Genomic DNA, 26,078 nt, shown 5'->3' on the forward strand with positions numbered 1-26,078 from the left:
TGCATTTACACTCTTACTTAGCAAGTAAAGATTTAAAAAAATTTTTACATACCTAAAACATCATCACCTGCGCAATCAATCATGAAATTTAAATCCACGATTAAGCCATATCGCGCCGCTGCAGGCGGTTGGGGTTCTCTCAAAGCCACCACGCGTTTTGTACTGGACAGCAAACAAGCGCTGAAAAATATCCGCAATTTGATGCGAGTCAACAAAAGTAAAGGATTCGACTGCCCCGGTTGTGCCTGGGGAGACGACAACAGCAGCACCTTTAGTTTTTGTGAAAACGGCGCCAAGGCAGTCAGTTGGGAAGCGACCCGCAAAGCCGCCGGGCCGGACTTTTTCGCCGGGCACAGCGTCAGCACATTACGCCGCCAGAGCGACTATTTTCTTGAATATCAGGGTCGGCTGACGCATCCACTGCGTTACGATCATCACAGCGACCACTATGTGCCAGTTAGCTGGAATGAAGCGTTCGCGCTGATCGCCCGTCATATTCATGCACTGGACCATCCGGATCAGATGGCGCTTTATACCTCTGGCCGAACCAGTAACGAAGCGTCTTACCTGTATCAACTGTTCGGGCGTATGGTCGGCACCAACAATTTCCCCGACTGCTCCAACATGTGCCATGAAGCCAGCGGCACCGGGCTAAAACAGAGTATCGGTGTTGGTAAAGGCACCGTGCGATTACAGGATTTCGAACATGCCGACGCGATTTTCGTGTTCGGCCAGAATCCCGGCACCAACCACCCCCGCATGTTGCACAGCCTGCGCCATGCGGCTGATCGCGGCGCGCATATCGTGGCGTTTAACACCTTGCGCGAGCGTGGTCTGGAACGTTTTGCTAACCCGCAAAATCCGCTGGAACTGCTGACGCCGCTGTCCGGAGCCATCAGTGAAACCTACCTGCAACCCCATCTGGGCGGCGACATGGCAGCAGTACGCGGCATGGTGAAAGCCTTGCTGGAAACCCATCGCCAGCGGCTGGCGGTGGGCGAAGCCGGATTGTTCGATCAAACGTTCATCAACCAGCATACCGATGGCGTAGCGGCGTATCTGCAACAGGTGGATGCCACTTCATGGGATAACATCGTGCAGCAATCCGGGCTGAGCGAAGCGCAACTTCGCTACGTCGCCAGTATTTACCAGCGTTCTGAACGGGTTATCTGCACCTGGGCGATGGGGATCACCCAGCATCGGCATTCGGTGGCAACAGTGCGGGAAATCGTCAACCTGCAACTGCTGTTCGGCCAGCTAGGCAAACCGGGAGCGGGTCTGTGCCCGGTGCGGGGCCATAGTAATGTGCAGGGTAACCGCACCATGGGGATTGATGAGAAACCGTCTGACGCACTGCTCGATAGTCTGGCACGTCACTTCGGTTTTACTCCGCCGCGCAGCTACGGCCACAACACCGTACAGGCGCTGGAGGCGATGCTGCGCGACGAAGTACGGGTATTGATTGCCCTGGGCGGCAACCTGGCCGCCGCCGCGCCGGATACCGAACGCACCACACAGGCTCTCAGCCGCTGCGGCCTGGCGGTGCATATCAGCACCAAGCTCAACCGCAGCCACCTGATTACCGCGCAGCGCGATACATTGATTCTGCCGACACTGGGCCGCACCGAGCAGGATATGCAAGCCAGTGGCCCACAGTTTGTCACCGTCGAAGATTCATTCAGCATGGTACACGCCTCAGAAGGCATCAGCCCGCCGTTGTCGGATCAACAACGCTCGGAAACCGCCATCGTAGCGGGAATTGCCCATGCGGTGCTGGGGCGCGATCATCTCGACTGGCTGGCGCTGGCAGCCGACTATAATCTGATCCGCGATCACATCGCCGCCACCCTGCCGGGTTTCGCCGATTTCAACCAACGTTGTGCGGAACCGGGCGGTTTCTGGCTCGGCAACGCAGCGGCAGCGTACCGTTTCAATACCGCTACCGGTAAAGCCGCTTTCAGCGCTGCGCCGTTGCCGGATAGCGTAGTACCGGTTTACGGCGATGCGCCCGCGCCGTTCACGCTGCAAACATTGCGTTCCCACGACCAGTACAACACCACGATTTATGGGCTGGATGACCGCTACCGTGGCGTGTACGGCCAGCGCGACGTGCTGTTTATGCACCCGGAAGACATTGCCGCGCTCGGATTACAGGACGGCGACCGAGTGGATATCGAAACCCTGTGGCATGACCATATCGAGCGAAAAGTCACCGGTTTCCGGCTGGTGAGCTACGATATCCCACGCGGCAATCTGGCAGCCTACTACCCGGAAACCAATCCGCTGGTGCCACTGTCCAGCTATGGCGAAAGCACGTTCACGCCAACATCCAAATCGGTGCCGGTACGCGTCACCCCCAGTGACGCCACAGCGCTGCAACGTATTGCCTGATACGTTAGCCGGGCGGGTTCTTTGCGCGCCCGGCTTAATCCATCATTCTATCCACAACGGGTGCCAGACCTGATGCCCTTAAACTGCGACAACAGATTGCTTAGTCGTTATTTGCAACCGTGCCATACTCAAGTAAGATTAACTCAGAAGAAGGTAATCAGTGTTGGTCCCAGGGAGATAAAACATGTTGAAGGCAACCCGTAGGTATCTTCGTGCCGCCGGCAGCATTTTAGATCTGATGCCAGCGACAGACTATCTGGCAGACATCAACAAGCAAAGTGATGCGCAGAGAATGGCCAGCGATTTTCAAGCCATAGGTGACGACCTAAGAGTAGCGATGAATGCATACGGAAGAAAAAAAGGAATTGAATCAGGTATTGCAAAACGCTGATGCAGAGAATAGGGAAAATGAAGAAGCACAGGCACTTGCCGAAAAGGTCGAGTCTACGCTGATTGAAAACCCGGTATTCCTTGAACGCCTGCTTGCCAGGCCACAGATCAAAGCCATCGTTTCATCCACATTTTTTCGCGGACCGCTTCCCCCTCCAGAAATGCTGAAGGAGTACGATGATATCGTGCCCAACGGCGCTGAACGGATCATGGCGAAAAGCGAGCGAGAGCAAGCACATCGCCATCGTATCACTGAAAAAGGCCTTGACGGCGAGATAAGCAGAGACAAACGTGGGCAATGGATGGCATTTGCCATTACCATGACTATTCTGGCGATCGCGACTTTTTTGCCTGGAAAGGCGAAATGGTGTTTGCCGGTACGTTAATTACGCTTGATTTAATCGGGCTGGCGTCGGTATTTGTTATCGGACGATATCGTCCTGCCAACAACAACGAATAATCTACCAGCCTTCCCCAAGACTCAGTTCGAACATGTCGGCTTTGTGCAGGCTGTTCATTGTAGCAACGCTTGCCGCCAGCAGCCGATTCGCGTAAAACTGTCTGCCGCTAAAGCCACTATTAACCGCAATTCTGGACGCTATGTTTCAAGATAACCCGCTGCTTGCGCAGCTTAAACAGCAACTCCACTCTCAGACGCCACGAGCGGAAGGCATCGTTAAAGCCACCGACAAAGGATTCGGTTTTCTTGAAGCCGACGCGCAGAAGAGCTATTTCATCCCGCCGCCGCACATGAAGAAAGTGATGCACGGCGACCGCATTATCGCTACGTTGCACACCGAGAAAGAGCGTGAAATTGCGGAACCGGAATCACTGGTAGAGCCGTTCCTGACCCGTTTTGTCGGTCGGGTGCAGAAAAAAGATGACCGCTTGTCTATCGTGCCCGATCACCCGCTGCTGAAAGACGCGATTCCCTGCCGCCCGGCGCGTGGGGTCGAACATGACTTTAAAGACGGTGACTGGGCGGTCGCGGAAATGCGTCGTCATCCATTGAAAGGCGACCGCGGTTTTTTTGCTGATCTCACTCAATACATCACCACCGGTGATGATCCGCTGGCGCCATGGTGGGTGACGCTGTCGCGCCATAATCTGGAACGTGAAGCGCCAAACGCTGACGCCGCCGATCTCGATGACGGCACGCTGGAACGCGAAGACCTGACCGGGCTGGATTTTGTCACCATCGATAGCGCCAGCACCGAAGATATGGACGACGCACTGTATGTGCAGGACAACGGCGACGGCACGCTGGAGATGACGGTGGCGATAGCTGACCCGACTGCCTACGTACGCGCCGACAGCGAATTGGACGCCATTGCTCGCCAGCGCGCGTTCACCAACTACCTGCCCGGCTTTAATATCCCGATGCTGCCACGCCAGTTGTCGGACGACATCTGTTCGCTGCGCCCGAACGAACGCCGCCCGGTGCTGGCCTGCCGCATGACCGTCGCCGCCGATGGCGCACTGAGCCAGACTCAGTTCTTTGCCGCCTGGATCGAATCACGCGCCAAGCTGGTCTACGACGAGGTGTCTGACTGGCTGGAGCAACAGGGCGACTGGCAACCGGATAGCGACAACATCGCCAGCCAGATCCGCCTGCTGCACCGCGTGTGTCAGGCTCGCAGCGCCTGGCGCGCCACCCACGCGCTGGTGTTCCGCGACCGTCCGGATTATCGCTTCCTGCTGGGTGAAAACGGCGAAGTGCTGGATATCGTTACTGAACCGCGCCGCATCGCTAACCGCATCGTAGAAGAAGCGATGATCGCCGCTAACGTCTGTGCAGCACAGGTGCTGCGTGACACGCTGGGCTTCGGTATTTACAACGTCCACAATGGCTTCGACCCGGTTAACATCGATCAAGCCGTGGCGGTACTGGAAAGCAACGGTATTCATGCCGATGCCCAACAGTTGCTGACGCTGGACGGCTTTTGCATTCTGCGCCGCGAACTGGACGCTCAGCCGACCCAGTTCCTCGACAGTCGCATTCGCCGCTTCCAGACGTTTGCGGAAATCAGCACCGTGCCTGGTCCGCACTTCGGTCTTGGCCTGGAGGCTTACGCCACCTGGACCTCGCCGATCCGCAAATACGGCGATATGGTCAACCACCGATTGCTGAAAGCGATCATCACCCACCATTCAGCAGAAAAACCGCAGGATGACGTGACGCTGCAACTGGCCGAACGCCGCCGTCTCAATCGCATGGCGGAACGTGACGTCAGCGATTGGCTGTATGCCCGTTTCCTGAAAGACAAGGCCGGCACCGATACCCGCTTTAGCGCCGAAATTCTGGACGTTAATCGCGGTGGGCTGCGTGTACGTTTGCTGGAAAACGGCGCTACCGCGTTTATTCCGGCATCGTTCATTCACGCGGTGCGCGACGAGCTGGTGTGCAGCCAGGACACCGGCATCGTGACGGTGAAAGGCGAACCGGTCTACCGCCAGAGCGATACCCTGACAGTCGTGTTAACTGAAGTACGACTCGAAACTCGCAGCATTATCGCCAAACCGGCGGCCTGATTCACACCCAATATGACGCCACCCAGCCGGGTGGCGTTTTTTTACCCCCGTTCTTCCTTACCCTACATAGCAACATGCATGAAGGAGATGTGAACATGAAAAGAATCACACTAGGCAAAAGCACCCTGTCAGTCCCGAATATTGCTCTGGGTTGTATGCGGCTGGCGGGAAAAACGCAGCAGGAAGCGGTAACATTGTTGCAGACGGCGCTCGACGTCGGGGTCGATTTCTTTGATCATGCCGATATCTATGGTGGTGGACGTTCCGAAGAGATGTTTGCCACAGCAGTGCGTCAGGCAGGCATCGCCCGTGACAAGCTGATTATCCAAAGCAAATGCGGTATCCGCCCCGGCTTTTTCGATTTCTCCACAGCACACATCATCGCCTCGGTCGAAGGCTGCCTGAAACGCCTGAACACCGATTATCTCGACACTCTGCTGCTGCACCGTCCGGATACGCTGTGCGAACCGGATGAAGTCGCCGCCGCGTTTGATCAGTTGGAAGCCAGCGGTAAAGTGCGCCATTTTGGCGTCAGCAATCAGGCACCGTTGCAGGTTGAATTACTGAAAACCGCAGTGCGCCAGCCCTTGCTCGCCAACCAGTTGCAGTTCAGCATCATGCACACACCGATGATCGACGCAGGTCTCAACGTCAATATGGCCCATGCGCCGTCGCTTCATCACGATGGTATGGTGCTGGAATACAGCCGTTTACAGGGGATGACCATTCAGGCATGGTCGCCGTTCCAGTATGGTTTTTTTGACGGCGTGTTTGTGGATAACGACAAATTCCCACAACTGAACGCAACCCTGAAGCACATCGCCAGCCAACATGGCGTGTCCACCACCGCTCTCGCTGTCGCCTGGATTCTGCGTCACCCAGCCAATATGCAGGTGATTGTTGGCAGCATGGACCCACAGCGCCTGCAAGATATCGTCACCGCCTCTGAACTGCGTATCAGCCGCGAAGAGTGGTACGAAATCTACCGTGCAGCTGGCAACAAACTGCCTTGATTCCCCCGCCCGGCGTTCGCCGGGCCACCCTATTTATTCTTATTCCGCGTCGCGGCATACCTTTCCACATCGTGGTACGCTTTTCCACGTAGCAGCACACCTCTGTCCCGATGATAACGATTCCCTTTGTATCCGCATCAGATTTCATGACCATTCATCAGTCTGCCTTACTGCTACAAAAGCCAGATAAAAAGTTTTTCATAACAGAAATATAACTTTGTTCACATTTTTATCTTGTTGGCACCGACGCTGACTCACCGCTGCACTATGTTTTTTACTGGTATTGCGTTTTTTACTGGTATTGCGTTTTTTACTGGCATTACGTTTTTTACTGGCATTGCATTGTTTTCGCCATCGCGTTGCTTATTGCCATCACGCCGTTTATTGATGTCCCGGTGTTTATATATCTCGCGTTTATCCGCTGCGCCGTAAGGCAACGTCTTTACAGCCAGTCAGGATTGCCAGCGACCGGGAATGACAACCAGTCAGGAGTCAGTGAGATGAAAACCATCAAAAGCATGTCGATCTGGATAGCTATAGCCATAGCGGGTGCCGTGGCGTTCGCCATGCTGGCGCTGAGCCAAGGGGAGCATGTGAATGCCGTCTGGCTGGTGATCGCAGCCATCGCCTGTTACAGCATCGCCTACCGCTTCTACAGTTTGTTTATTGCTCGCCGGGTGTTTGAACTGGATGATCGTCGCCTGACCCCAGCCGAACGTCATAATGACGGGCTGGATTACGTCCCCACCAATAAGTGGGTGTTATTCGGTCATCACTTTGCCGCCATCGCCGGTGCTGGCCCGCTGGTAGGGCCTATTCTGGCGGCGCAGATGGGCTTTCTGCCAGGGACGTTATGGATTCTGATTGGCGTGATGCTGGCCGGTGCAGTGCAGGATTTTCTGGTGCTGTTCATCGCCACCCGGCGTGATGGCCGCTCATTGGGCGAAATGGCGCGTCAGGAATTGGGTTCCTTCGCCGGGGTGGTGACCATGTTGGGGGCGCTGGGCGTGATGATCATCATCCTGTCGGCACTGGCGCTGGTCGTGGTCAAAGCCTTGACCAACAGTCCGTGGGGAATGTTCACCATCGCTTCCACCATCCCGATTGCGCTGTTCATGGGCGTCTACATGCGCTTTCTGCGACCGGGCAAAATAGCCGAAGTCTCGCTTATCGGCTTCGTACTGATGATGATGGCGATAGTCTACGGTGGCGACATCGCTGCCGACCCTTATTGGGGACCGTTCTTTACCCTGAAAGGCACCACCTTGACCTGGGTACTGGTGATTTACGGATTCGTTGCCTCAGTACTGCCGGTTTGGCTGTTGCTGGCGCCGCGTGATTACCTGTCCACATTCCTGAAGATCGGCGTCATCGTCGGGCTGGCTATCGGTATCCTGTTTGCAATGCCGGAGCTGAAGATGCCCGCGGTTTCGCGCTTTATCGACGGCAGTGGGCCGGTATTTTCCGGCAGCCTGTTCCCGTTCCTGTTCATCACCATCGCCTGCGGCGCTATCTCTGGCTTCCACGCGCTGGTATCCAGCGGTACTACGCCCAAGCTGGTGGAACGCGAAAGCCATATCCGTTTCATCGGTTACGGCGCGATGCTGATGGAGTCCTTTGTCGCGATCATGGCGCTGATTTGCGCCTCGGTGATCGACCCCGGCGTCTACTTCGCCATGAATGCCCCCGCTGCGCTGATTGGTACCACGGTAGAAAACGCCGCGCAGGTGATCAGCAATTGGGGCTTCGTCATTACGCCGTCTGACCTGACGAATATCGCCAAAGATGTGGGTGAAACCTCGATTTTGTCCCGTGCTGGCGGCGCGCCGACCTTCGCCGTCGGCATGGCGCATATCATCACCGACATCTTTAACAGCCGGGCCATGATGGCGTTCTGGTACCACTTTGCCATTCTGTTCGAAGCGCTGTTTATTCTGACTGCCGTTGACGCCGGCACCCGCGCCTGCCGGTTTATGGTGCAGGATCTGGCGGGGCTGGTGGTGCCGGGCATGGGCAAAAGCCACTCCTGGCTGGGCAATCTGGCCGGAACCACCGTGGCGGTGGCAGGCTGGGGATTTTTCGTTTATCAGGGCGTTATCGATCCGCTGGGCGGGATCAATACGTTGTGGCCGCTGTTTGGCATCGGCAACCAGATGCTGGCCTCCATGGCGCTGATTCTCGGCACAGTCGTGTTGTTCAAAATGAAGAAGCAGCGCTACGCCTGGGTGACCATACTGCCTACTGTCTGGCTGTTTATCACCTCGATGACCGCCGGCTGGCAGAAAATTTTCCATGAAAAACCCAGTATCGGTTTTCTGGCGCAGGCCAAACGTTTCTCGGCGGGTATCGAATCCGGCACGTTGATCGCCCCGGCGAAAAACATGCAGGATATGGCGACCATTGTGTTTAGCAACCAGATCAATGCCATCCTGTGCGGCTTCTTTATGCTGGTCGCCGTCACCATGCTGGTTGCTGCGATCTTCGCTATCCGCCAGGCGTTGTACAACGACAAACCTACCACGCACGAAACAGCGGTGGCGTGGCGTGAAAAAGCGCATAACGGCTGACCACCACGCCGATAAGCCGAATGTTCCATTTATCGGCCATCACGCCTCTTCTTTTGCGCAGAGGCGTGATGTGCATTTAATGATGCGCTGTCTGCTGCTGTTCCAGCGTCTTTTGCGCCACATCGTGCTGCGGCACGGTGCCATCTCCGCCTTTGATGCGTTTTGACCACATCGCCGTGATAATCGGTACCAGAGTGGATGTCACAATCACCGATGCTGCTACCAATGTGGTTGCCGCCGGTGCCACCGGTTTAAACGCCGGGACCATTTCCGCGATCAGCACGGGCGTCGCTACCGCCGCGCCCGCTGAGCTGGATGCGGCAATACCCGCGGTACCGTCGCCGCCTCCCAGCACTTTGTCCGCTACCATTAGCGGAATACCGGTAATAATGATCACTGCCAACCCCAGCATTATCCCCAACAACCCGGTCTGACCGATTACGTGCAGATCGATAGTATTACCGAGTGCAAAGGCTAAAAATGGAATTAGCGTCTGTACCGAACGGCTAAAAAAGTCGCGCAGTTCTGAATCCAGATTCCCCAACACAAACCCCACCAAAAACGGCATCATCGCACCGATAAACATATGCGGCTCGAACGACGTAATGCCAGCGGTGTCAAGAATCACCATGGTCATCAGTGGACCGGACTCCAGCGACATCAGCACAAACGCCCCCGACTCCTCTTTGGTGCCATACTGTTGCATGATCGAGGCATACAACCCGCCGTTGGTCATGTCCATGGCGGCCACCAGCGCCAGCGTGGATAACCCGGCAAAAAATCCTGCTTCAACCCCGTGTTCCGGCAGAATACGCACGGCAACAGTGGCAACCACCCAGGCAACGGCAATTTTCGTCACGACCAGCGTGCCGGACTTACGCAACACCGTTCCGGTGGCACTCAGCCGAATCGATGCTCCCATACAGAAGAACCACACCGCCAAAATCGGCACCGTGCCAGTGATCAAACCATTGGTAAAGGACCCGAAATACTTGCCCGCCCCCGGCGCAAAGGTATGGCAAAGCGCACCGAGAAACAACGGCACCAGCATCATGCCACCCGGAATCTTTTCGATAAAACGTTTGATACGCATAGGATTGATTTGCCTGAAAAAGGTGGGGACAGAACCTATGAGCAATACAGACGCCAGCCAACATGACGCCCCTCATCATGATGGAGTAATAGCCGTCCAGCCCACCCGAAGGTCAGACGGTGCCACACCCATGCATAGACCTCGTCAGCATTGACGATGAAGAAAACGACACCCAAGGGGGACACGCACGCACCGCTTACTTCTCATTGCTGAAGGTAGTCACTTAACAGAGGGATAGACGTGAAGATCTGTAAGCAAATAAAACGAGATTTCTATTTTTACAGAATGATTATTTTATTTATGTATAAATGGGGTGAATGGCAGGCATCCAGCCCCATGAACATGATGATGAAATTAAAATGGATGATGAAGATAGTGTAACGTCCGCCAGCCGATGTTAACGAACTTATCTGACTCACTGTCCGTAGTACGCGTTCTTTCCATGTTTGCGCAGGTAGTGCTTATCCAGCAGTACCGATTGCATTGGTTCCAGCGCCGGAGTCAACTGGCGCGAGAAAATCCCCATGTAGGCAATCTCTTCCAGCACCACCGCATTATGTACCGCGTTATGTGCGTCGGTTCCCCAGGCAAACGGGCCGTGCGCATTAACCAGTACCGCCGGGATATCCTGTGGCGACAAGCCACGCTCACGGAAGGTATCAACAATCACCTGCCCGGTTTCCCACTCGTAGCGACCATTGATTTCCGCTTCAGTCATCAGTCGCGTACAGGGAATAGGTCCGTAGAAATAATCAGCATGGGTGGTGCCCCACGGCGGTAAATCTTTACCCGCCTGTGCCCAGATGGTGGCATGTCGGGAATGGGTATGGACAATACCGCCTAACGATGTAAAAGCCAGATACAACGCACGATGGGTGTCGGTATCAGAAGACGGTTTACGCTGCCCCTCGACGACCCGACCCGTTTCCACCTCCACTACCACCATATCCTGCACGGTCATTACGTCGTACTCTACACCTGAGGGTTTAATCACCATCAGTCCACGCTCACGATCCACTGCGCTCACGTTCCCCCAGGTGAAGGTCACCAGTTGATGCCGGGGTAAAGCCAGATTGGCTTCAAACACCTGAATTTTCAACTCTTCCAACATCGTCCGCCCTCCTGTGTATTTGCCTTATTCTCACGTTGGGCTACCAACACAGGTATGGGCTGAATGGCTGAAAAACAGGCTGAGTTCTGCTGGGACGATGGGAAAGGGAGCACGGCGACACGCCGATGTTGATAACAAGGCGGTGTAATATCACCAGCTTACTGTGAATTAAGAGTTTTTCACCTGTTATCCCCCCCGCCGATAATTATACTGGCAGCCAGATATACACAGCGCGTCATAGCAATGTACTCATCACACTACTGTGACAACAAGATGCTTCATGGTGGAGATAACATACCGCCGTGAAACCTGAACAACAGGAGAAAAACCATGAAAATCAATAAAAAATTTACAACAGCTGTGCTGGCTATGGTGGTAGTGAGCACACTGGCAGGCTGCGCAGGCATGAATAAACGTCAGCGCAATACTGCTATTGGCGCCGGTATTGGCGCGCTTGGTGGTGCGGTATTGACTAACGGCAGCGCGCTCGGCACTGTTGGCGGCGCAGCAGTAGGGGGCATCATTGGCCACCAGACTACTAAATAGCAGGCTCCACTAAATAAACAGGCTCCCTCAGGAGCCTGTGCTGTTTTTACTCTTCCGCCACCGACGCTGGCAAGGTGTCACTTAGCCCCCGGCCAGCTTGACCTTCATGCCCCTGGCTTCCAGCAACTGCTTAAGCTGATCACGTTTGTCGCCCTGGATTTCGATCACGCCATCCTTCAGCGCACCACCGCAACCGCACTTCTTTTTCAGTTCTGCTGCCAGCGCTTCCAGCGCCGAGTCATCCAGATCGACGCCGGTAATCAGACATACGCCTTTTCCCTTACGCCCACTGGTCTGACGCTGAATGCGTACAATGCCGTCGCCCTTCGGGCGCGCCGCTTTCTGCGCTGGTTCGTCAATACGCCCGATCTCAGTGGAATACACCAGGCGGCTGTTATTATCACGCATTATTTTCCCCTCAGCGAAGCCAGAATCGTTTTCAGGGTCTGGGCCGGATCAGCGGACTGGGTAATCGGACGGCCAATCACCATATAATCCACACCAGCCTGTTGCGCCTGCTGCGGCGTCATGATCCGCCGCTGATCGCCTGCATCGCTGCCCGCCGGACGAATACCCGGAGTAACCAACCGAAAATCCGCACCGCAAACCTGCTTTAACCGCACAGCTTCATGAGCGGAGCAAACCACGCCATCCAAACCGCACTGTTGCGTCAGACGAGCCAGTTTTTCCGCCTGTTCTGCTGGCGACAGGCTAATTCCCAACCCTTGCAGGTCCGCTTCATCCATGCTGGTCAGCACCGTCACCGCTATCAGTAACGGCGCGTTGTTGCCAAACGGTATCAGCGCTTCACGCGCCGCCGTCATCATGCGTGTACCGCCGCTCGCGTGCACATTCACCATCCACACACCCAGATCCGCCGCAGCGGCCACAGCTCTGGCGGTGGTATTGGGAATATCATGAAACTTAAGGTCCAGAAACACCTCAAAACCACGTTGTTGCAGATCGTTGACCAGTTGCGGCCCGAACAACGTGAACATCTCTTTACCGACTTTTAACCGACAGTCTTTTGGGTCGATGCGATCAACAAACTCGTAAGCGGCACGCTGCTCAGCGTAATCCAGCGCAACAACAATCGGAGAGCCTGTAGCCGTGGTGTTTGAAGAAATATCTGAGCCGTTCAATGGTGTGCTCCCGTCGTTAAGCCTGAGTGAGTTAATCATTTCCGCCGCGCATTCTACCCGCCCCTGCTGGTAAATGCCAAACTGCGCTATTGCCTGACCTGTGCATGAATTCGGCAAACAATAGTATGTTGTAACTAATTACATCCACGAATCACCCGTGACGAATGGCGCCAATCGGACTACTCCCCGTCCAGCCCACGAATAGGTTTTACGCTGTCCCAGGAACGACACGACGGGCAATGCCAGTAGAGCGATTGGGAAGTGAAACCGCACTTATGACAGCGATAGCGTGGTTTGGCCTGAATTTGCTCACCAACCATGTTACGCAGCACCAGCAGGCTCCCTTTGGCGCGGCCATCTTCCGCTTCACGCAGATGGTAGTCGATCAAGCGGTGGAATACCCGCATGGTGGGATGGCGCTGCAACTGGCGGGTTACGTAATTTTGTGCAGACTCGGTACTTTCATACTGTTCCAGCACATCAGCCATCATAAGATCCGCAGTAGAACCACTTTTTTCTTCAACACAGCGGCGCAAAAATGCCGCCCAACCATCCGGCTGCTGCAAGTGGCGGTAGCACTCCTGCAGCATCGGCAGGGCTTCGCTGACCAGTTCAGTATCCTGCTCCAGAACCTGCTGCAGCACCGCAACAGCCTGGGCATAATTCTGCTGTGCCATATAAATACGCCCCAGCATGATAGATACACGGGCGCATTGGTTATCAGTCGCAGACGCTTTTTTCAGCATCACCATGGCTTTGTCGAGATCATCGCTGCCCATCGCCTGCAGCGCCTGTTCACAATAGAAATGAGCAATCTCGCTGCGTAGCTGCGTTTTGCCCAGTTTGACCAATTTTTCAGCGGCATCGATAGCATTCGGCCAGTCGCTGGTGGACTGGTGAATCTGCATCAGTTGCTGCAAGGCGCTGGCACGAAAGTCTTCTTCATCCACCAGTTGCTTGAAAATGCCTTCGGCGCGGTCATACAGACCGGCAATCATGTAATCTCGCCCTAATTGCTGTACCGCCAGCAGGCGTTGTTCAAAACTAAGGGAAGCGCTTTCGGTCAACGCCTGATGGATACGAATCGCGCGGTCCACCTCGCCGCGCGAGCGAAACAGATTCCCCAGCGTCAGGTGAGCTTCAAAGGTATTGCTGTCATCTTTCAGCATGTCGAGGAACAGCTCGACCGCCTTATCCTGCTGATTAGAAAGCAGGAAATTCACCCCGGTGACATAATCGCGCGACAGACGGTTGGTTTCGTCCTGTTTGTCCTGCTGCGCGCTCCTGCGGCCCATATACCAGCCATAGGCGGCGGCAACCGGCAGCAACAGAAACAGCAGTTCTAGCATGGAGGCGATCCTTAGTGGGTAGACTCAGCAGAGTTTGCGCCGCTGGCGCTCTCCGGGGCAGACAGTTGCTGCTCAAGACGTTTGATTTTACGTTGTTCACGCCCTAGCGCAATGCGCAGACGCAGATAAAACAGGCCGCAGATCACCCAGCCGAGCGCAAAACCAGCGGCAAACAACGTCGCCAGCAATGTCGACAACCGGTATTCCCCCTGTGCCAGCAGATAGTTGAAAGTAATTACCTGATCGTTATGCGCTCCCAGCGTAATCGATACGATAAATACCGCCAGCACCAGAAAAAAAATCAGCATATATTTCACGTTCGCTTCCTGTGATGTCGCCTTAAACGGATGAATTATGCCAAATTTCGGCAGTGAACCCTATTAACTTAACATTTCCTCAATCGGTGGGGAAACGCTAACGGGAGGGCTGGAAGAAAAACGGGTAATAGCGTTAACGTAACGGGATGCCCTGGCAATAAACCCGGCGGGACATCCCTCTGACGCTACCCTATCAGGCATCCGGATGAACAGGCTGACGATAGGTCGTGGCAGTTTGCGGCATAAGCGCGCACAATGGACCACACCAACGCTGTGCCAGCCAGACAGCGACCAGCGACACGATGGCGCTGAGCAGGGTAGCCGCCGCCACATCCTGCGGCCAGTGCATCCCCAGTAACAGGCGGCTGGCAATAACGCTGTTCGCCCATAAGATGATTAACAAGACTGATACATAATGGCGTCGTGCCCATAATAATCCCACTGCCAATAACGCCCAAGTAGCGGCAAACATGGCATGACCAGACGGGAAAGCGTAATCTGCCTGTTCCTGCCAGTGTTGACGTTGCCACGGCGGCAGTTGTGATTCCTGTTGCAGTTGCTGTTCCAGCAGGCTGGCACGTTCGCTGGTAGGGAGTGAATAAAAGTACCGGTCATCTACCTGATGCGCCTGCTCCAGCCAGACCACAAATGGCCGAGCCTCCTGGGTCCAATTTTTCATCACCGATTTGCCACCTTGCCCCAGCACCACGCTGGCAAGCAATAGTGTTATCAGTATCAAAGCCGGGCGGATACCTGGACGCAGCAGCCATAAAAACCAGGCTGACAACACCACGCTGGTCAGGATTCCCCAGGGGGCAGAGACAGTTTCGGTCATCCAGAACAAGGGCTTAAGCCACCATCCCGATACGGTTGGTCGCCACTGCCATTTGGTGATCCAGACCAATACGGGCAACACCATCAATGATATTGTGCCAACCAAAGTGCGTTTGGCGAGGTTATACATTACTTCTCCCTATAATTCAGCAGGATATCAGAACAAAATTTTCACAAATTTATCAAAAAAGAGCGCATCAATTGTAAGTATGACGTAAAATACTTGTCAGTTATGTCAACAAAACCACGATAATTCCGAACCTTTACTCATAAGTCAGAGAGACAACGGCCTATCCCACTGCAGGGGGAAAACCCGGTAGTGGTGATAAGGATTCCCCTCCAGTGCGGAGCAAGGAATTTATCATTTACACGTTGGAGATTAACATGCAGCTAAAACGGGTGGCGGAAGCCAAACTACCCACCCCATGGGGTGATTTCCTGATGGTAGGATTTGAGGAAACGGCTAACGGGCACGATCACCTGGCGTTAGTTTACGGTGATATTTCCGCTCCAGAACCGGTACTCGCCAGAGTACATTCGGAATGTCTGACCGGAGATGCATTGTTTAGCCTGCGTTGTGATTGCGGTTTTCAACTGGAAGCCGCCCTGAACCACATTGCCGAAGAGGGACGAGGCGTGCTGTTGTATCACCGTCAGGAGGGACGCAATATCGGGCTACTGAACAAAATCCGCGCTTATGCCCTGCAGGATCAGGGGGCCGATACGGTCGAAGCCAATCACCAATTGGGCTTCGCCGCCGACGAGCGCGACTTCACACTCTGTGCCGACATGTTTAAGTTGTTGAACGTGGAAGCTGTGCGCCTGCTGACCAACAACCCGAAAAAGGTCACTATCTTGACTGAAGCAGGCATCAATATCGTAGAACGTGTGCCACTGATCGTCGGTCGCAATCCGAAAAACGAACATTATCTGGAAACCAAAGCGGCCAAAATGGGCCACCTACTGGATACGCAATAATCACTATAATGCCAGGCGACTAACCGCCTGGCATATCTTCACCCGCATCTTTATCAATGTTTTATGATGTAGATATCCTTACTGTAATAATCCCCTTTCAAATCGGGCTTGAACCCGCCCACATACGGTTTCACCATCTGGCTACGTACGTAGTAATAGAGAGGGATCAGCGGCATTTGCTGTTGCAGGATAGTCTCCGCCTGATGATAGAACATATTGCGCTCGTCTAACGACGATGCCTTAACCGCTTTGTCCAGCACCTGATCGTAAGCGTTGTCAGTAAACTTGCCCGTGTTGTTGCTGTCGTTGGCGCGCAAGGTATCGAAATAGGTGGACGGTTCGTTATAGTCAGCGCTCCAGGAGCTCCTCACCACCTCAAAATTACCGGTGCGTGAGGTGTCCAACAGGGTTTTCCACTCCTGATTAAGCAGTGTCGCTTCCACACCAAGATTCTGTTTCCACATTGATGCAGCAGCGATAGCGACCTTTTGATGTGATTCGGAGGTGTTATACAACAACTGGAATTTCAGCGGATGGCTTGCATCATAGCCAGCTTCCTTGAGCAATTTTTTCGCTTCGGCATTACGCTGCTGCTGCGTCCAGCCCGCCCATTCCGGCTGATTACTGGTATAACCGGCCATGCCGCGCGGTACGTAGTTATACGCCGGTACCTGGCCTTGTCCCAGCACTTTGTCGGCAATGACGCTTTTATCGAGCGCCAAATCCAGTGCACGCCTGACCCTGGGGTCATTGAACGGCGGTTTCTGCGTATTGAAACGATAGATATACGTTGAAAGGTATGGCGTAACTTTCACTTCATTCGGTAATTCTCGCTTCAGGGCGCTGAACAATTGGCTAGGCATGGTGAAGGTCGTATCGACTTCCCCGGCCTTGTAGCGATTCACTTCGGCTGTATTAGAAACAATCGCCAGATAGGTCACTTTGTTCAGCACCGTGTGAGCGTTATCCCAATAATTTATGTTACGTTTGGCGGTGATGCGTTCATTGACAACCCACTCGGTAGGAACAAACGGGCCACTGCCGACAAAATTAGCGGGTTGTGTCCATTTATCGCCGAATTTCTCAATCGCAGCTTTAGGTAGGGCGACCATCACATAGTGGTCAACCATCGGCAGGAAATAGGACAGCGGTTGATCCAGCGTGACCTGTACCGTCTGCTTATCCAGCGCCTTGATACCCAGTTCCTGCGGGCTCTTTTTGCCGGCGATAATGTCGCCCGCATTCAGCACATGCATACTGCCAAGGTAAGACTGGTACGGCGACAAGGTTTTGGGATCAGCCAGACGCTGCCAACCGAATACGACGTCATCGGCAGTGATCGGGCTACCATCCGACCATTTCAGCCCAGGGCGCAGGTGGAAGGTCCAAACCTGATTATCTTCATTTTCCCAGCGTTCCGCCAAACCGGGCATCACCGTGCCGTCATCGCGCACCGATACCAGTTTTTCGAAAAAATCGTGGATGAGGCTACTTTCTACGTCACTTTCTACTTTATGCGGGTCCAGCGACGCCGGTTCAGAACCGTTAGCGCGCACCAGTTCCTGTTGCTCCGCCAGTTGCACACCGGCAGGCACTACCGCCGCCTGCACCGAAACCGTAACAAAACTCAATGCACCCAATACAGATGCCAGCCAACGCGTGTCTATCGTCATTCCATTCTCCACTATTATCCCCGCCCTATTTGAGGTTGTGCACTATGTCCCCCCTTCAGGAACGCAACAAGCGATACTACCAAGCTACTCATGGCCTTATTCTGAAGGGCTAACAAACTATTTTATTCAAAAAAACAAACCGCATTTATTCAAAAAAACAAACCGCATTATTCAAAACACGACCTATGTTGTTCAAAACACGAGCACTTTTGCTGCCAATCGAATTATTTGGTGTGATATAATTTTATCTTATTAATCATGACATTAAGTAATAAACTACTAATACTGCATCCGTACAATCAGTACAAGTGCACACTTCCCGTAGATCCCCACACAATGGCAAAAATCAGCTCCTGCCCTGAGGGAGGCTGATAGCAAACAAAGGTAGGGTTAATGCAAGATAAACCTCACGCAGAAGTGAACATTCTCGCGTTGTAACCGATAACAACAAGATTAAGGAGATGAGTTGTCCCGGATATGGACATCGGAAAAAGGCGATGGCCCAGCAGTACATTGATTTCACAGTACTCTTATCTTGCGATGCCGCGCACAGCCAGACCCTGTGATTTATAGCAATATCAATTTACACGATCATGTGAAAATGTTTACCGTTGCGAACACTTTTACGACACTACGACTCACTGCAAAGACGTTTACTGAAGGAATGGCGAATGAAACTCTACTACAAGCCGGGAAGTTGCTCACTGTTTCCTCACATCATTCTGCATGAGACCCGGGCCAAGTTCACATTGGTGAATGTTGACCTGCGTACCAAGAAAACCGAACAGGGAAGTGACTACCTGCAGATCAACCCTAAAGGCATGGTGCCAGCACTGACGCTGGATGACGGCACCATCCTGACAGAAAACATTGCCATTGCCTTGTATCTGGCAGACAAAGCGCCGCAATATAATCTGATAGCCCCACCCAGCACCATTCATCATTATCGCGCCATTGAGTGGCTGGCTTACATTTCTACCGAACTGCACAAATCCTTTACCCCGTTGTTTCGCCCTGGTACGCCTGAACTGTACAAAGATTTGCTGAAGAGTTATCTGGAACAACGTTTCCGTTATCTGAATCAGGTACTGAGCGAGCACGATTATCTGGTAGGCAACCGGTTTGGCGTCGCCGATGCTTACCTGTTCACCATCTCTCGTTGGGCGCACGATCTGAAGTTTGACCTGATCCAGTTCCCGGCGCTGACAGCGTATCTGGAGCGTGTTGCAGGGCGACCTGCGGTGGAAAAAGCGTTGACGGCAGAAGGGATTGACGTCAAATTCTGACGTTATGACATACTGAAATGCGCGATGGTGTGGCAAGCAACGGGGCATATGCCCCGTTGTTGCAAGCCGGTGTTACAGGCGAACTGCCTGGAAATGATGACGTGGCTGCACAATACCATCCTGTGCTGCAACCAGTTGTAATTCGTACTGCTCCATTTCTTTCGTCACCAGCATCACTTCATAGACCGCTGCAGTGGTATGTTCCAGCGCGCTTTGCGGCGCAACGCCTTTGAGCAGGTTAACCAGCAGCAGACCACTAGTCAGGTCGCCAACACCTACCGGCTGACGCGGCCCAAAGTCCACCAACGGACGCTGGATATGCCAGGCCTCTTGCGGCGTTACCAGCAACATTTCAAAACTGTTTTTACTGGTCGCCGCACGACTCAGATGCTTAACCAGCACCAGCTTCGGTCCACGCAGACAAAGCTCACGGCTGGCCTGCACGGCTTCATCTACAGAATGCACCGTACGACCACTGAGCAGTTCCAGCTCCGGCAGATTGGGGGCGATCATGTCGCTCGCCTGCAGAGACTGATTACAGTGAAAATCGGTTACACCCGCAGGTACAATGCAGCCTTTTTCCGGCGTACCCATGACTGGGTCACAGAAGTAAATGGCACGCGGATTAGCCGCTTTCACTCGACGTACCACTTCCAGAATGTGACCGCCCTGTTCCGGTGAGCCGATATACCCGCTCAACACCGCATCGCAGTCCTTGAGATGATCAATATTGCTGATCCCCTGCGCAATCTCAGTCAGATGATCAGCTGGCATAACGCAGCCGGTCCACTGACCATATTGGGTATGATTGGAAAATTGCACCGTATTCAGCGGCCAGACATTCACGCCCATCCGGCGCATGGGAAACTCCGCCGCGCTATTACCGGCATGACCAAAAACCACGTGAGACTGAATCGACAGTATATTTTTCATGAAAGTGACTACCCTTGCCTGCTTAAATGCACTGCGTTTGTTGTTATAAACCCGTCATACTTCAAGTTGCAGGTGTGCTGGCTGCGTTCGCTCACCCGAATCACTTACTAAAGTAAGCTCATCGGGATGAAATGAGAGACATCCTGTCTCTCACCGGAGGCCAGCCGTTGGCTGGTCAAATTCGTTCCCAACGAATTTGTCACTCTCTTGCCGCCTTCCTGCAACTCGAATTATTTTGGGTATAAACCGGTTTATTCTAAGCCTGCCTGCTATAAAACCATGTATTGTCTTTATCCCGCCGACCGACACTCGCCGATGCGCATTGTCTGGTGTTGCTACGGTCTTCCGTCATAGCGTGGAAATCATGGCATGGAAAACACAGGGAGCGTGCCGAAAAACAAAGGGAGCATCTGCTCCCTTCGGTGGTTCAATTACGCTTTCCAGCAGACCAGACAATAGTTTTTCTTGCCCCGGCGCAGCAGGGTGTAACGGCCAAACAGACGGTCAGCATCCGTGAAAGTGTATTCCGGATCAGACTGTTTTTCCCCGTTGATGGTAATCGCATTGGACGCGATGGTCTTGCGCGCCTGGCCGCGAGAGGGCTGCAATTCGGAATCAACCAGCGCCTGTTGTAAATCCGCGCCTGTCGCCAGTTCCACCATCGGTACGCCGTCTTGTGCCAGTTGCGCGAAATCGGCTTCGGTCAGGTCGCTCAGATTGCCGTTAAACAGGCTCTGGGTGATACGCCTGGCGGCTGTCAGCCCCTCTTCGCCATGCACCAGACGGGTCACTTCTTCCGCCAGAACATACTGAGCACGCGGCGCCACGCCACTATTCTTATCTTCTTCTTCCAGCGCATTGATAACGTCAATGTCAAGGAACGTGAAGAACTTCAGGAAGCGGTACACATCCGCGTCAGCGGTGTTGATCCAGAACTGGTAGAACTTGTACGGGCTGGTCTTTTTCGGGTCCAACCATACCGCGCCACTTTCAGTTTTACCGAACTTAGTACCGTCAGACTTGGTAATCAACGGAACCGTCAAACCGAACACCTGCTTCTGATGCAGGCGACGCGTCAGGTCGATCCCAGAAGTAATGTTACCCCACTGATCAGAACCACCAATCTCCAACTCCACGCCATGCAGCGCATTCAGCGAAGCAAAGTCGTAGCCCTGCAACAGGTTGTAGGAAAACTCGGTGAAGGAAATGCCCACGTCATCGCGGTTCAGGCGCTGTTTGACCGCTTCTTTGTTGATCATCTGATTGACGGAGAAGTGCTTGCCGATATCACGCAAAAACGTCAGCACGTTCATGGAACCAAACCAATCGTAGTTGTTGGCGGCCACAGCACTGTTGGTACCACAGTCAAAATCCAGGAAAGGGGCGACCTGACGACGGATTTTCTCCACCCACTCCTGCACCGTGTCTTCAGTATTCAGTTTACGCTCGGCGGCTTTGAAACTTGGGTCGCCGATCAACCCCGTCGCGCCGCCTACCAGCGCCACCGGTTTATGACCGGCCATCTGAAAGCGTTTCAGGCACAGCAGTGGCACCAGATGTCCCAAATGCAAGCTGTCGGCAGTCGGATCAAAGCCGCAATACAGTGCAATTGGCCCCTGCGCCAGTCGCTCTGCTAACGCGCCCTCATCCGTTACCTGAGCCACCAGGCCCCGCTCTTGCAATTGTTGAATCAGATTGCTTGCCATCAAAGTCTCCATGTATAAACGACTGCACCTTTGCCGGTACACGACTTTTCGCCGTTTTGGCGAAAGAAAAATTCAGGGTGACATAGAATAAAGCGCCGACACCCTGAGTGCCAGCGCTTAGCGCAACAAATTCCAGTGATTTACGGTGCCAGCCGGTCAATTGTCCAGCTGTCGCCTTCGCGTTGGTACAGGAAACGATCATGGAGACGGTGTTCGCCTCCCTGCCAGAATTCCATCGACTCGATAGTGACACGGAATCCGCCCCAGAAACTCGGTAACGGAATCTCGCCTTGCTGAAACTTCTGCTTCATTTCAAAGAACTTGCTTTCCAGCATACTGCGAGCGGAGATACGGCTTGACTGTTTTGAAACCCAGGCACCGATCTGGCTATCGCGCGGACGACTATGGAAATACTTCATTACGTCCAGCATCGGCAATTTCTCCGCCTTGCCCAGGATGATGACCTGACGCTCCAGCATATGCCAGGGGAACAACAGGCTAATCCGCGCATTTAGCGCCAGTTGCTGTGCCTTGCGACTGCCCATATTGGTATAAAACACCATGCCTTTTTCGTCATAGTGTTTCAGCAGCACAATACGTTGATAAGGCTGGCCTTGTTCATCAACCGTCGCTACGCACATCGCGGTAGGGTCCGCCAGTTGTGCTTCGCAGGCTTGCTTGAGCCAGTGCTCAAACAGATCGAGCGGGTTAGCGGTGAGGTCGTGGCGGCGCAGCCCGCCCTTGGTATATTCGCGCCGCAAATCGGCGATATCGACGCTCGCAGCCTGTTCGGGCGCAAGCGCCACCTTGTTGCGGACATCATCGTTTTCAGTGGTCATGAGATCCTGCCGTTGCCTAACCGGGCGAGAAAAGAGGGAAAAGTCATTCTGCGCCCGCCTCGTTAAAATCTCAACGCCTGCAACGACATGGAGCCGGATTACTTCAGCACACAATCATTAACGATGATTCTATCGCCGCGCGCGATAAACGCCTGATTGCCGTTGCGCCAGAACGCATAACGGTCATCACTGTAACGGGTGCCGTATCCGGCAGGTACCCTAGGGAGGGTATGAGATTCGCCATCCAGCAGGAAAGTCGCGCTGCCTCCCTGTGGATCTGGATTGAGCATGACGGTCAGTGGCAGGGTGCCACATTGGTAATGTAACGTCTGCGGCTTTGCCGCTGGCATCAGGTGCGAGCAACCGCTTAGCAGCAATACACCGGCGATGAGCAGTGGTTTCATACTATTCTTCTCCTGTTATTAGCGGATCCTGGCATCCCACCCAGGTAAATCCAGCAACGCAGAAGTCTATCAACAGACCGCTGGCGGACCTCTCAGCAAAATCCGATTACACCACCATCGCGGGATAAATCGCGCCCAGCAAGGTTTCACGGCTTGCGCCGGTCACGGATGGCAAATTGCCTGGCAATCCTGACAAGGTGCGAAACGCCAGCCAGGCGAACGCCAGCGCTTCCATATCGTCGCCACGAATACCGAAGTTATCGGTCGTGCAGACCTCAATGCCCGGCAGACGTGCCGACAACTGACTCATCAGCAATGGGTTACGCGCCCCGCCGCCGCATACCAGCACTCGCTCACAACCACCGCTCAGCAGCACTTGCCCGGCAATGGTTTCCGCAGTCAGCGCGACCAGTGTCGCCTGAACATCCTCCGGTCGCAGGTAGGGAAAAACCGTCAACTGCCTTTCCAGCCATGACAGATTGAAATACTCACGCCCGGTACTCTTCGGCGCCGGCAACCCGAAATAAGGGTCAGACAGCATATGGCTTAGCAACGTGTTATCCACCTGCCCGGTTAGCGCCCAGGCAGCATCTTTATCATAGGGTTGCGCCCGGTTGCGCCACACCCAGGCATCCAGCAGCATATTGCCCGGCCCGGTGTCATAGCCTTTTACCGGACGTCCTGGCACCAGTACTGAAATATTGGCGATTCCACCGATATTCAGTACGATTCGCCGTTCCACCGGATGTTGCAGCAGTGCGTGATGAAACACCGGCACCAGCGGCGCGCCCTGTCCGCCCAACGCCATATCGCGCCGACGAAAATCGCCAACGGTCGTGATGCCGGTAACAGCGGCGATACGGTTGCAATCGCCAATTTGCATCGTACAAGGGGCATCACCGTCCGGCTCATGCCAGACCGTCTGCCCATGACAACCAATCGCCGTAATCTCGTTTGCACTCAACCCGGTCTGACGTAACAACGCCTGTACCGCGTCGGCAAACAGTGCACCGAGCCGGGTATCCAATCGCCCCAGTTCAGAAAGCGTCACTGCCTGTCCCTGATTCATGCTCAATATCGTCTGTCGAATCACTGGCGGAATCGGGTGACAGTAACTGGCTTGCTGAGCAACGGTGTGCTCATCAATAGCAGCCAGCACCACATCGATACCATCCAGACTCGTGCCGGACATCACACCAATATATCTTCCAGACCTCATGGAATTACCTTTGTTATGAAAAATGATCGCTGGTCACGCCATAACCTCACGGGTCCAACAGTTATGATTCGTCGATGGCCTATTCTGGTTAGCTTTTGTCTTTTTTGTCATACAGACTATTCGGGCAATAAATGACCATTCGGGACATTTTTTCAGAAAAAGAGGACTTCACAAACAACCTGATAACGCGTTTATTATCAATTTAGTCGCGCTATTCTATCCTGAGTATCCACCGAAACAGTAGAATGGTGGTTTCGACCACGCCATAATGCGACATAACTTCGTCGGCCCAGGCTGCGCCCCCGACACAGACACAGCTATAACAGGAGTCTTTCTATGATGAAACGTTTTCTTGTGATCACTTTAGCAGGTATCACACTGGCTGGCTGCGCCAATACCAGCACCCTGTCAGGAGACGTTTACAGTGCATCCGAAGCTAAGCAAGTTCAGACGGTAACCTATGGCACCATTGTCTCCACCCGTCCGGTGCAGATTCAGGCTGGGGAAGACAGCAATGTCATCGGTACTATCGGTGGCGCCGTACTAGGGGGATTGGTTGGTAATACTATTGGTCGCGGTACTGGCCGTAATCTGGCAACCGCCGCAGGCGCAGTTGCTGGTGGTGTTGCAGGCAACAGTATTGAAGGCGCGGTCAACCGCGTTCAGGGCGTAGAGCTGGAAATTCGCAAAGATGATGGCAACACTATCATGGTGGTGCAAAAACAAGGCGATACCAAGTTTCATGCAGGTCAACGTGTAGCGATGGCCAGCAATGGCCGCTCGATCACCGTGTCTCCACGTTAAGACTCCATTGTCAATCACCACCCAATGGGTGGTGATTGTTTCATGTCATCAATTCGGCCAGTATATTCAGACATACCATAATTCACACGATATTCCCGCCATATTTCGAGTTTGCAGGCACGTTGGCTTTACTCAGCCCGTCCATGAGCCTCGTTGCTTGATGCTACAACAGCCGCATTCATCGTTGCCCCCGGCAGCGTTACCGCTTCCCCAACCACTCACTGATGTAAGCGTCTGGTATGCCGCCCGGTTGCTGCATTACAAATGCACGCCATCAACCTTATAATGAAAGGTAAACACGTGTATTGTTCAAAACATCAGCGTTTTGTTCTGCAACTCGAATTATTTTGAGTATGTGTTTCCTGGAATTCGAATTCGTCCGCCAAGACATTTACTTTTTCTATTAATTAAGACTGGCTCTCATGTAATGCCAAAATATTTTTTTCCAATCGGGAGATAATTGTGGCTAATTCATCCACTTCTTCCGGAGTAATACCATCTAATATTTCGCTGCGAGTCTGATCAATAACATCATTAACAGCCTGAATGATAGGATCTGCCGAATCAGTTAACAAAATACGCTTGGCACGCCGGTCTTGGGCACAAATGTGCCGGGTAATTAATCCTTTATCTTCCAATTGATCCAATGTACGCACTAATGAAGGCTGTTCTATTCCTATCGCTTTGGCAAGCTGAATTTGGGACTGCCCAGGTGGCAGTTGATGAATATTATGCAATGTGACCCAATGCGTCTGTGTCAACTCCAGGGGCTTCAATCGATGATCAATCAAAGCTCGCCATACACGAACCAACCGGGCTAAATCAGAACCTAACGGCAATTCCATCACTTCTCCTTATAGTTAGTAAGCTAATCAACTTCCCTGGATTGCAATCAACTCTGATTTAAAGCAAAAGCTCAATAAAGAACGTCTTATTGTTATCAATCTATTC

The 26,078-nt window shown here is 53.5% G+C and carries 23 protein-coding genes and 1 pseudogene; 10 read left to right on the forward strand and 14 right to left on the reverse strand.

Annotated features, from left to right (window positions below):
- Positions 1-81 precede the first annotated feature (81 nt).
- The 6 genes and pseudogenes from Dpoa2040_RS04940 to Dpoa2040_RS04965 all read left to right on the forward strand — a co-directional run bounded on the left by Dpoa2040_RS04940 (position 82) and on the right by Dpoa2040_RS04965 (position 8,893).
- Positions 82-2,391 carry an FdhF/YdeP family oxidoreductase gene (locus tag Dpoa2040_RS04940; protein WP_042871013.1) on the forward strand — a complete coding sequence of 770 codons (2,310 nt, stop codon included), beginning with the start codon at positions 82-84 and terminating at the stop codon, positions 2,389-2,391.
- A gap of 184 nt (positions 2,392-2,575) precedes the next feature.
- Positions 2,576-2,782, forward strand: a complete 207-nt coding sequence (locus tag Dpoa2040_RS04945) for a hypothetical protein (protein ID WP_042871015.1) — start codon at positions 2,576-2,578, stop codon at positions 2,780-2,782.
- Positions 2,769-3,241 (forward strand): annotated as a pseudogene (locus Dpoa2040_RS04950) (DUF2335 domain-containing protein). The gene Dpoa2040_RS04945 and the pseudogene Dpoa2040_RS04950 overlap by 14 nt, the downstream one beginning before the upstream one ends.
- A gap of 140 nt (positions 3,242-3,381) precedes the next feature.
- Entirely contained in the window at positions 3,382-5,313 is a 1,932-nt protein-coding gene (locus tag Dpoa2040_RS04955) for an exoribonuclease II (RefSeq protein ID WP_168640498.1), read from the forward strand.
- A 95-nt stretch (positions 5,314-5,408) separates the two neighbouring features.
- Positions 5,409-6,326 carry an aldo/keto reductase family oxidoreductase gene (locus tag Dpoa2040_RS04960; protein WP_042871021.1) on the forward strand — a complete coding sequence of 306 codons (918 nt, stop codon included), beginning with the start codon at positions 5,409-5,411 and terminating at the stop codon, positions 6,324-6,326.
- A 500-nt stretch (positions 6,327-6,826) separates the two neighbouring features.
- The gene (locus Dpoa2040_RS04965; RefSeq protein ID WP_042871023.1) at positions 6,827-8,893 is read left to right on the forward strand and encodes a carbon starvation CstA family protein; all 2,067 of its coding nucleotides are present in this window, start codon (positions 6,827-6,829) and stop codon (positions 8,891-8,893) included.
- 76 nt (positions 8,894-8,969) lie between these two features.
- Here Dpoa2040_RS04965 and kdgT read toward each other — a convergent pair whose 3' ends face one another.
- Entirely contained in the window at positions 8,970-9,986 is a 1,017-nt protein-coding gene (gene kdgT, locus Dpoa2040_RS04970; RefSeq protein WP_168640499.1) for a 2-keto-3-deoxygluconate transporter, read from the reverse strand.
- A gap of 415 nt (positions 9,987-10,401) precedes the next feature.
- Positions 10,402-11,097, reverse strand: coding sequence for an L-ribulose-5-phosphate 4-epimerase (araD, locus tag Dpoa2040_RS04975; RefSeq protein WP_168640500.1), 696 nt, complete (start codon positions 11,095-11,097; stop codon positions 10,402-10,404).
- Positions 11,098-11,427: 330 nt separating this feature from the next.
- On the opposite strand from araD, the gene osmB reads away from it, so the two are divergent.
- Positions 11,428-11,643, forward strand: coding sequence for an osmotically-inducible lipoprotein OsmB (gene osmB, locus Dpoa2040_RS04980; RefSeq protein WP_042871029.1), 216 nt, complete (start codon positions 11,428-11,430; stop codon positions 11,641-11,643).
- 81 nt (positions 11,644-11,724) lie between these two features.
- Here the strand turns inward: osmB and yciH are convergent, their stop codons facing one another.
- The 5 genes from yciH to pgpB form a co-directional block, all read right to left on the reverse strand.
- The gene (gene yciH, locus Dpoa2040_RS04985; RefSeq protein ID WP_168640501.1) at positions 11,725-12,051 is read right to left on the reverse strand and encodes a stress response translation initiation inhibitor YciH; all 327 of its coding nucleotides are present in this window, start codon (positions 12,049-12,051) and stop codon (positions 11,725-11,727) included.
- Entirely contained in the window at positions 12,051-12,785 is a 735-nt protein-coding gene (gene pyrF / locus Dpoa2040_RS04990) for an orotidine-5'-phosphate decarboxylase (RefSeq protein WP_168640502.1), read from the reverse strand. Before pyrF ends, yciH begins: the two co-directional genes overlap by 1 nt.
- Before the next feature lie 179 nt (positions 12,786-12,964).
- Positions 12,965-14,134: a lipopolysaccharide assembly protein LapB gene (lapB, locus tag Dpoa2040_RS04995; RefSeq protein WP_168640503.1), complete on the reverse strand. Its 1,170-nt coding sequence runs from the start codon at positions 14,132-14,134 to the stop codon at positions 12,965-12,967.
- Positions 14,135-14,145: 11 nt separating this feature from the next.
- Positions 14,146-14,451, reverse strand: a complete 306-nt coding sequence (locus Dpoa2040_RS05000; RefSeq protein WP_168640504.1) for a LapA family protein — start codon at positions 14,449-14,451, stop codon at positions 14,146-14,148.
- A gap of 193 nt (positions 14,452-14,644) precedes the next feature.
- The gene (pgpB, locus tag Dpoa2040_RS05005) at positions 14,645-15,415 is read right to left on the reverse strand and encodes a phosphatidylglycerophosphatase B (protein ID WP_168640505.1); all 771 of its coding nucleotides are present in this window, start codon (positions 15,413-15,415) and stop codon (positions 14,645-14,647) included.
- 254 nt (positions 15,416-15,669) lie between these two features.
- Here pgpB and ribA point away from each other — a divergent pair, with 254 nt between their 5' ends.
- Positions 15,670-16,263 (forward strand): GTP cyclohydrolase II, encoded by a 594-nt coding sequence (gene ribA / locus Dpoa2040_RS05010; RefSeq protein ID WP_168640506.1) that lies wholly within the window; start codon positions 15,670-15,672, stop codon positions 16,261-16,263.
- Positions 16,264-16,316: 53 nt separating this feature from the next.
- On the opposite strand, the gene Dpoa2040_RS05015 is transcribed toward ribA, so the two are convergent.
- Positions 16,317-17,936, reverse strand: a complete 1,620-nt coding sequence (locus Dpoa2040_RS05015) for an ABC transporter substrate-binding protein (protein ID WP_168640507.1) — start codon at positions 17,934-17,936, stop codon at positions 16,317-16,319.
- A gap of 671 nt (positions 17,937-18,607) precedes the next feature.
- Here Dpoa2040_RS05015 and gstA point away from each other — a divergent pair.
- A complete protein-coding gene (gstA, locus tag Dpoa2040_RS05020; protein WP_168640508.1) occupies positions 18,608-19,222 on the forward strand; it encodes a glutathione transferase GstA in 615 nt (204 codons plus the stop codon).
- A 72-nt stretch (positions 19,223-19,294) separates the two neighbouring features.
- On the opposite strand, the gene pdxY is transcribed toward gstA, so the two are convergent.
- From pdxY to anmK, 5 genes are all read right to left on the reverse strand, one after another.
- Positions 19,295-20,155 carry a pyridoxal kinase PdxY gene (gene pdxY / locus Dpoa2040_RS05025; RefSeq protein ID WP_042871041.1) on the reverse strand — a complete coding sequence of 287 codons (861 nt, stop codon included), beginning with the start codon at positions 20,153-20,155 and terminating at the stop codon, positions 19,295-19,297.
- Positions 20,156-20,586: 431 nt separating this feature from the next.
- Positions 20,587-21,864 (reverse strand): tyrosine--tRNA ligase, encoded by a 1,278-nt coding sequence (gene tyrS / locus Dpoa2040_RS05030; RefSeq protein ID WP_168640543.1) that lies wholly within the window; start codon positions 21,862-21,864, stop codon positions 20,587-20,589.
- A gap of 137 nt (positions 21,865-22,001) precedes the next feature.
- Entirely contained in the window at positions 22,002-22,700 is a 699-nt protein-coding gene (gene pdxH / locus Dpoa2040_RS05035; protein WP_227983155.1) for a pyridoxamine 5'-phosphate oxidase, read from the reverse strand.
- Positions 22,701-22,798: 98 nt separating this feature from the next.
- The gene (locus Dpoa2040_RS05040) at positions 22,799-23,104 is read right to left on the reverse strand and encodes an MliC family protein (RefSeq protein WP_146411217.1); all 306 of its coding nucleotides are present in this window, start codon (positions 23,102-23,104) and stop codon (positions 22,799-22,801) included.
- Between the two features lie 106 nt (positions 23,105-23,210).
- A complete protein-coding gene (gene anmK, locus Dpoa2040_RS05045) occupies positions 23,211-24,323 on the reverse strand; it encodes an anhydro-N-acetylmuramic acid kinase (RefSeq protein ID WP_168640509.1) in 1,113 nt (370 codons plus the stop codon).
- Positions 24,324-24,659: 336 nt separating this feature from the next.
- Between anmK and Dpoa2040_RS05050 the strand changes: the two genes are divergently transcribed.
- Positions 24,660-25,127: a glycine zipper 2TM domain-containing protein gene (locus Dpoa2040_RS05050; RefSeq protein ID WP_168640510.1), complete on the forward strand. Its 468-nt coding sequence runs from the start codon at positions 24,660-24,662 to the stop codon at positions 25,125-25,127.
- Positions 25,128-25,534: 407 nt separating this feature from the next.
- Here Dpoa2040_RS05050 and slyA read toward each other — a convergent pair whose 3' ends face one another.
- On the reverse strand, positions 25,535-25,972 hold the full coding sequence (gene slyA / locus Dpoa2040_RS05055; protein WP_042871049.1) for a transcriptional regulator SlyA: 438 nt from the start codon (positions 25,970-25,972) through the stop codon (positions 25,535-25,537).
- Positions 25,973-26,078 lie beyond the last annotated feature (106 nt).

It is taken from the genome of Dickeya sp. CFBP 2040, assembly GCF_012273755.1.
In the GTDB taxonomy this organism is placed as follows: domain Bacteria; phylum Pseudomonadota; class Gammaproteobacteria; order Enterobacterales; family Enterobacteriaceae; genus Dickeya; species Dickeya poaceiphila.

What these genes read in the sequence shown, in the direction of transcription:
- Dpoa2040_RS04940 (WP_042871013.1), top strand. Translation starts at nt 82, where the DNA reads ATGAAATTTAAATCCACGATTAAGCCATATCGCGCCGCTGCAGGCGGT.
- Dpoa2040_RS04945 (WP_042871015.1), top strand. Translation starts at nt 2,576, where the DNA reads ATGTTGAAGGCAACCCGTAGGTATCTTCGTGCCGCCGGCAGCATTTTA.
- Dpoa2040_RS04955 (WP_168640498.1), top strand. Translation starts at nt 3,382, where the DNA reads ATGTTTCAAGATAACCCGCTGCTTGCGCAGCTTAAACAGCAACTCCAC.
- Dpoa2040_RS04960 (WP_042871021.1), top strand. Translation starts at nt 5,409, where the DNA reads ATGAAAAGAATCACACTAGGCAAAAGCACCCTGTCAGTCCCGAATATT.
- Dpoa2040_RS04965 (WP_042871023.1), top strand. Translation starts at nt 6,827, where the DNA reads ATGAAAACCATCAAAAGCATGTCGATCTGGATAGCTATAGCCATAGCG.
- kdgT (WP_168640499.1), bottom strand. Translation starts at nt 9,986, where the DNA reads ATGCGTATCAAACGTTTTATCGAAAAGATTCCGGGTGGCATGATGCTG.
- araD (WP_168640500.1), bottom strand. Translation starts at nt 11,097, where the DNA reads ATGTTGGAAGAGTTGAAAATTCAGGTGTTTGAAGCCAATCTGGCTTTA.
- osmB (WP_042871029.1), top strand. Translation starts at nt 11,428, where the DNA reads ATGAAAATCAATAAAAAATTTACAACAGCTGTGCTGGCTATGGTGGTA.
- yciH (WP_168640501.1), bottom strand. Translation starts at nt 12,051, where the DNA reads ATGCGTGATAATAACAGCCGCCTGGTGTATTCCACTGAGATCGGGCGT.
- lapB (WP_168640503.1), bottom strand. Translation starts at nt 14,134, where the DNA reads ATGCTAGAACTGCTGTTTCTGTTGCTGCCGGTTGCCGCCGCCTATGGC.
- pgpB (WP_168640505.1), bottom strand. Translation starts at nt 15,415, where the DNA reads ATGTATAACCTCGCCAAACGCACTTTGGTTGGCACAATATCATTGATG.
- ribA (WP_168640506.1), top strand. Translation starts at nt 15,670, where the DNA reads ATGCAGCTAAAACGGGTGGCGGAAGCCAAACTACCCACCCCATGGGGT.
- Dpoa2040_RS05015 (WP_168640507.1), bottom strand. Translation starts at nt 17,936, where the DNA reads ATGACGATAGACACGCGTTGGCTGGCATCTGTATTGGGTGCATTGAGT.
- gstA (WP_168640508.1), top strand. Translation starts at nt 18,608, where the DNA reads ATGAAACTCTACTACAAGCCGGGAAGTTGCTCACTGTTTCCTCACATC.
- pdxY (WP_042871041.1), bottom strand. Translation starts at nt 20,155, where the DNA reads ATGAAAAATATACTGTCGATTCAGTCTCACGTGGTTTTTGGTCATGCC.
- pdxH (WP_227983155.1), bottom strand. Translation starts at nt 22,700, where the DNA reads ATGACCACTGAAAACGATGATGTCCGCAACAAGGTGGCGCTTGCGCCC.
- Dpoa2040_RS05040 (WP_146411217.1), bottom strand. Translation starts at nt 23,104, where the DNA reads ATGAAACCACTGCTCATCGCCGGTGTATTGCTGCTAAGCGGTTGCTCG.
- anmK (WP_168640509.1), bottom strand. Translation starts at nt 24,323, where the DNA reads ATGAGGTCTGGAAGATATATTGGTGTGATGTCCGGCACGAGTCTGGAT.
- Dpoa2040_RS05050 (WP_168640510.1), top strand. Translation starts at nt 24,660, where the DNA reads ATGATGAAACGTTTTCTTGTGATCACTTTAGCAGGTATCACACTGGCT.
- slyA (WP_042871049.1), bottom strand. Translation starts at nt 25,972, where the DNA reads ATGGAATTGCCGTTAGGTTCTGATTTAGCCCGGTTGGTTCGTGTATGG.